Origin of the sequence: Streptomyces sp. SBT349 (assembly GCF_001083795.1) — a bacterium.
In the GTDB taxonomy this organism is placed as follows: Bacteria; Actinomycetota; Actinomycetes; order Streptomycetales; family Streptomycetaceae; genus Streptomyces.
On sequence record NZ_LAVK01000401.1, the window covers coordinates 1 to 6,321 of the forward strand.

Annotated in this window: 3 protein-coding genes and 1 pseudogene; 3 read left to right on the plus strand and 1 reads right to left on the minus strand. The window is 67.7% G+C overall.

Translation table 11 applies throughout. The features are described from left to right. The coding region (locus ADY01_RS31225) for an IS630 family transposase (protein WP_049576637.1) at positions 1-396 on the plus strand (396 nt) is incomplete at its 5' end. Between the two features lie 64 nt (positions 397-460). On the opposite strand, the gene ADY01_RS31230 is transcribed toward ADY01_RS31225, so the two are convergent. Further along, positions 461-3,040 carry a DEAD/DEAH box helicase gene (locus tag ADY01_RS31230; RefSeq protein WP_049580086.1) on the minus strand — a complete coding sequence of 860 codons (2,580 nt, stop codon included), beginning with the start codon at positions 3,038-3,040 and terminating at the stop codon, positions 461-463. Between the two features lie 389 nt (positions 3,041-3,429). Between ADY01_RS31230 and ADY01_RS31235 the strand changes: the two are divergent. Continuing rightward, positions 3,430-3,843: pseudogene (locus tag ADY01_RS31235) on the plus strand (GP88 family protein); the annotation flags it as partial. Between the two features lie 50 nt (positions 3,844-3,893). Further along, positions 3,894-6,321, plus strand: a 2,428-nt coding sequence (locus ADY01_RS31240; RefSeq protein WP_053171400.1) for a type IV secretory system conjugative DNA transfer family protein, incomplete at its 3' end; no start/stop codon positions are given.

Here is a 6,321-nt window from a genome sequence, read left to right on the forward strand (position 1 = left end):
CGCCGTCACCGGGCCGTGGAGTTCAAGAAGTTCCTGGTGAAGATAGACAAAGCCGTACCGGCCGAACTCGACGTCCATCTGATCTGTGACAACTACGCCACCCACAAGACGCCCGCGGTCAAGGCATGGCTCGCTCGGCATCCCCGTTTCCACACCCATTTCACGCCCACCGGCTCCAGCTGGATCAACCAGGTCGAGCGGTGGTTCGGACACCTGACCGACAACCTCATCCGCCGCGGCAGCCACACGTCCGTGCAGGCCCTCGAAGCCGACATCCGCAACTGGGTCCGGACCTGGAACAAGGACCCCAAACCGTTCACGTGGACCAAGACCGCCGACGAAATCCTCAACTCCTTAGCTGAATATATCGCCAGAATTTCCGGCGCAGGACACTAGCGCCTCTCAGCCGGCCGCCCCGCGATCTGGTCCTCCGTCTCGCGGGGACGGCCGTGGCTTCCTCTCAGGCGCCCGGACGAATCCTGTTCTGCGTGAGACGGTCAATGACCTGAGTGGGAAGACACCCGTGTTCCGTCATCACCGACCGAACGTGCTGTCGCAGTGTCTGCTCTGCCTGGATTCCTGCCGCGCTGGTAAGTAGATCGCCCCAAACGATGGAGACGTCACCGGCGATCTGTTGGATGGTCTCGGTCGAGGCGAGGTAGACGTTGGCGTTCGCGGCCGGGGCGTGCTGCGGATCGACGGTGAGACGGTCCGACACGATAATCGCCGGACTACCGGCAGGCGGGTGATCCATGGAACGATCCGCCGCCAACTGATCGAGCTGCGTGTTCGCCTGCCTGATGTCATGGAGCGGCAAGAGGCCGTCGGCGTGTTGTTCGGATTTAGCCTCGACAGTTATCCAGATAGCGGTGCCCCACACCCAAGCTGAGTCACATCGTCCCTGCCCCTTGGGCTTGGAGGACTCAGCCCCAAGGAACGATCCGAGGGCGGTAAGCCCTCCCTCGTAGACCGTTGATTCGTCCTGTGCCAGCGCCTCACGCATGCTCGTCAGGTCATCGTTCACGCGATTCGGGCGAAGCTGACCCCGCAGGCGCGCGACAATCGCGCTCACGGCAACCACGTCCATGCTCGCGAGCGAAACCTCCTCGGTCCCAGGAAGTTGAGGCATTTCTTTAAGCCAGGTGCCGCGCACTTCCGACGCAGCGGCCGCTTGGCGCACGAGCTCCCTCGCCCGCGCGCGCTGGGTCTCGTCCTCCGCTCCGAGATGCAGCCAGACCCCCGAGAGATACAGCAGGAGACCGCGATAGCCGCGGGTGCTCTGACCACCGGTACCGACCTGTCTCGCCGCCTCTTGCAGCTGCTCGCTCGCAGCGATCCATTCGCCTCGGAAGGCCAGGTGCCATGCCTTGACCTCCGAAGCGGCTGAGGATCCGAGCGCCTCCGCACCCGGTGCCTCGACCTTCACCGCGTCCTGCCGGAACTCCGCCACGAGCGGCTCGCCATCTTCCCGCCAGGCGGCATCGTGTTCGAGGAACATCTCGATGTTCTCGATGACCTCGTCAGGATCGGTACCGCGGCTGTTCTGCCACCCGAACTCGACTTCGGCCTGCAGCTCGGGCTCAAGAGCCTCACGGTTCTCCGGCCGGCTGAAGTACCTCGTGATGTCTGACCCGAGCACCACAACGACGGCGTAGTCGTTGGGCCCTCGTGTACACCGTCCCGCTCCCTGAACGATGCGCGTTCGAAGACGTTCGGCGAGGGCGGCGCTTGCTTCGGCACGCTCGCTCAGGAACTTCTCCTGCAGCCCGACCGCGTCAGGCTTCCCGCCGAGCACGACGATACGACAGGCTTGGCCCGGAAGGTCTAGGCCGTCGTAGCGGTTTGCCAGCCCGAGCACACCCGTCGGCGCCATGGCGAAAGAGTCGAGACCCTGCTCGACATCGTCTCGCCCCATGACCGGGACACCTTCGCCCGCGAGTCCAGCTGCGGCCGCTTCCGTCTTCGCCAAAGTCTCCTGGCTCAGCACCAGCGCCTTATTTGTGGCACCGACGATCCGCCTTGTCAGACCGAGCGCATCCCCACCAGCTGCGAGGTCAGGGAACACGAAGAGTCGACGCCCAGAGCGCGGTGGAGTCTTGGTGGGCAGCGGCATCCTGACGATGTGCTCACGGCCAAAAGCTCGTTCGAGTTCGCCTCCGGATCCAAGCGTCGCCGACAGGTAAATCCGCTGCTCAGAGCGCGAGAAGATCCGATTCTCGAACGTCGGGGGAATCACCGGACGAATCTGAATCCCGCCGTACGACAGGTACACGCAGCAAGACGCCAGGCCCGACCGGATCATCGCGAAGTCGAACGTGTACGGCTTCGGCAGCGTCGCAAGTGTCGAATCGAGCCTTGCGAGCGCACTCGGGTTGATGCCAGGAAGGAGTAGTCGCACCTGGTGATGCGCACCAGGGTCAGGTTCACCCCGGAGGCGCTGAAGCAGCAGCCCAGATAGGAACGAGGACAGCGCGTCGAGGACGCTTTCATACGCCTCGGGGTCCTCGTAGCGGCGGATGGTGACGCCGTACTCTGCACCGACGAACTGCTCTCCAGCGTGCGCATCGTCGAGGACGATCAGACGGGGCTCCGGAAGCTTTGGGCTGCTGTTGAAGATCGCACTGTAGGTGGTGATGCCGATGGCTTCGGCACCCTCCACGGCACTCTGCTCGAGGGTGTCCCAGCTTTTGTGGCTTCCGATGAGCAGATGACCCGGTACACCCTCGCGGTGCGCTGTCGCGAGTACCTGTCGCGCCAACTGTTTAGTTGGAGTTGCATAGATGACGGGTCCTTCGCCTCTCCGGCGCACCCACTCGGCGATCAGCAGTCCGGGAATCGTCTTGCCGGACCCCGTCGGTAGCTCAAGCGCGAGGTCTGGCGTCTTGTGATGGTGTTCGGCGTACGCCCGGATGACATCCCCTTGATGCAACCAGAGCCCGTCGACCGCAGTGCTAGTCCGAGGCAGCGTGCCGCTGAGGTAGAGCTCCTCCGGCGAAGGAAACTGTTGCTGGATGCGCTTGGTCTTGCCTTGGAACGCCAAGGTTCGGCTCCCGTCTGTCGTTGTCCGCCCTGGGACCTGCGGAAGGTGGGCCAGCTGATTTCAGGGTGGATTCTGGGGCGCGGGTGGCGGTGTGGAGGGTCCCTCGGAGCGCGCAAGGCGCCCCAGCCTGTGGTGGAGTCATCGCTGGTCAAATCAGTCTATGCACTCGGTGGCAGCAAGCATTGAGCCATTGAGGAAGCAGTACTCCCTGCCGCTGCAGATCATGCGAGAGCTGTAACTCGGGCTCTGTTGCTCTGTGTTGCATGGTCAAGATCGAGTAAAAGCATGTGAGACACCTGCTGCCGAGTCGCGGCGCACGTTCCAAGGGGCGCGAGGTGGGCTTACTGAGACAGCAATCCAACTGAGACAGCTGAGTTGTTCCTAACCGCCGGTTCCGGGCCATGGTAGAGCCGAACTGCCCGGACAATTTCTTGTTCGTCTACAGCTACGGCGGCATCCAGGACGCCTCGCTGGACCCAGCCGTCGACCGGGTCGCCGACGTCTTCCCCGACGAGGCCGCGATCGCCGCGGCGGGCTGGCACTCCCAGGAGGCGTCCGACCTCCTCGCCGTTCTCGGGCCCCGCCTCGTCGGGATACCCGCCAACCGCATACCGCACTACCTCAAACGCCTGGCCGGGCGAACGTTCCGCTCCTGGCAGGCCGAGGTCGATGCCGAACGCGCGGCCCACCGCGCCCGCACGCCGCACCGCAGGCACCTCCAGCTTGTGCCCGGCGGCCGGACCACCCAGCCATCCGCGGCCTGCGGCCAGGCCGCCGCTCACCGTCGGGGCCAGGCCGCCTAAACGCCCCCCGTCACCCGGCGTCTCGACCATTCCCGACGAAGGAGTCCGCCGTGATCCGCGTCTTCGCCGCCTCGTCTGCCCCGCCGACCGCCCCGGGCGACCCGAAGTCGCCGCTGGAGAACTATCTGCTCGACCCCTCCGAAGCGCTCGAACGTGCCTTGATCGGCCTGCGAGAGTGGGCGGCTGACTGGGGTCTGCTGGCCGGTGCCGCGGCCCTCTTCGTCGCCGCGGGGCTGAGCTGGCTGTGGCGGTGGTGGCAGCGACGCTGCCGACAGCGGATCGCCGCGGACGCCCGCGTCGTGCGGATCTTCCCGCCGCCGCAGGTCGACCCGGACGGCGGCGCCGCGCTATGGGCGAACCTCGTCGGCCTGCTACGCCCCGGCTGGCGAAGGTGGCTTGCCGGGCAGCCGCACCTGGTCTTCGAGTACACGGCCGACCGCGAGACGCTCTCCCTCCAGGTCTGGGTGCCCGGGATGGTGCCTCCAGGTCTGGTGGAGCGGGCCATCGAGGCGGCCTGGCCCGGCGCGCACACCCGCACCGCCCCGGCCACCGCGCCGCTGCCCGGCCCGCTGGCGAAGAGCGACGAGGATGTGGAGGTGGCAGCGGCCCAGCTGCGGCTGGCGCGCAGTGAAGCCCTGCCGATTCGCACCGACTTCGCCACCGACCCCATCCGGGCCCTGCTGGGTGCCCCGGTGGGACTCGGCGGGCACGAGCGGGCGGTGGTGCAGATCCTGGCCCGGCCGGTGGCCGGACGCCGCGTGCGGGCGGCTCTCCGTGCCGCGCGGCGCCTGCGCGCAGGACGTTCACCGCGCCTGGTCAGCCGCCTGCTGGAACTGCTGCTCCCCGGCCCGACACGGCCACGGGGCGGTGCGTGGCGGGCGATGGCCGGCCAGGACCGTCATACCGCGCTGGAGACGGCGGCCGAGGACCGGGCGATCGTGGCCAAGGCCCGCGGCGCCCACTACGAGGTAGGCATCCGCTTCGCGGTCTCCAGTGTCATTCCCACAGCGACGGCGCCCCAGCAGCGGGCCGAGGTGCTCGAACGTCTGACCGGCCGTGCACACGCCCTGGCCGCCAGCTTCGCCGTCTTCAGCGAGCACAACTACTACCGCCGCGCGCGGCTCGCCTCCCGCCGCGCGCTGCCCCTGCTCGACCAGCGGCGCCTGAACCGCGGAGACCTGATGGCCGTTCAGGAGGTTGCGGTGCTCGCCCACCTTCCCTGGGACGCGGACATCCCGCAACTGGAACGCGCCGGGGCCCGCGCGGTGGCCCCGCCGCCCGGCATCCCCGTCCCGGGGCCGGGGGTGAAACCGATCGGGCTCACCGACACCGGCCGGCCCCGCCCGGTGGGCCTGCGCGTGGCCGATGCCCGCCACCACTTCCACATCCTCGGTGCGACCGGCTCAGGCAAGTCGGAATTGCTGGCCCGCATGATCCTGGACGACGCGGAAGCCGAGCGCGGGCTGGTCGCCGTGGACCCCAAGGGCGACATGATCAGCGACGTGCTCGGCCGACTACCGGAGGAGGCCGCCGAACGGGTCGTGCTCTTCGACGCCGACAGCCCCCGACCCCCAGTACTCAACCCCCTCGAAGGCGACGACACCGCCCGGATCGTCGACAACCTGCTGTCGATTTTCTCCCGGGTCTACGCCTCCTCCTGGGGACCCCGAACGGACGATATCTTCCGCGCCGGCCTGCTGACCCTGCGCGCCCTGCCCGGCACGCCGCTGCTGACCGACCTGCCCGCGCTGCTGACCGACCCGGCCGCCCGACGGCGTGCGGTCCGCCGACTCGACGATGACCTGCTGACCGGCTTTTGGCGCTGGTACGACAAGCTGTCCGACCCCGCCCGCGCGCAGATCATCGCCCCCCTGATGAACAAACTCAGGGGCCTTCTGCTACGGCCGTTCGTCCGCCACGCCCTGGCCGGCGGCACCTCCACCGTCGACCTCGGCCGCGTCCTGGACGAGGACGGCATCTGCCTGGTGCGTATCAGCCGCAACGCCCTGGGCGTGGAGACCTCCCGCATGGTCGGATCACTGATCGTCGCCCGCACCTGGCAAGCCACCACCGCCCGCTCCCGCCTCGCCCAACACCAGCGCCCCGACGCCAGCTTGTATCTCGACGAGGCGCACAACTTCCTCAACCTCCCCTACCCGCTGGAGGACATGCTGGCCGAGGCCCGCGGCTACCGGCTGTCCATCACCCTGGCTCACCAATACCTACGCCAGCTCCCCAAAGAACTGGAAGAAGGCATCAGCGCAAACGCCAGGACCAAGCTCTACTTCAACGCCTCGCCCGAGGACGCCCGGCTCCTGGCCCGCCACACCGCCCCCCGGCTGGCCGAGCAGGACCTGTCGCGCCTGGATGCCTTCACCGTCGCCGTCCGCCCCGTCCTCAACGGTGCCGAAGCTCCCGCGTTCACCGCGACCACCACCAAACTGCCGCCGCAGATTCCCGGCCGGGCCAGGGCCATCC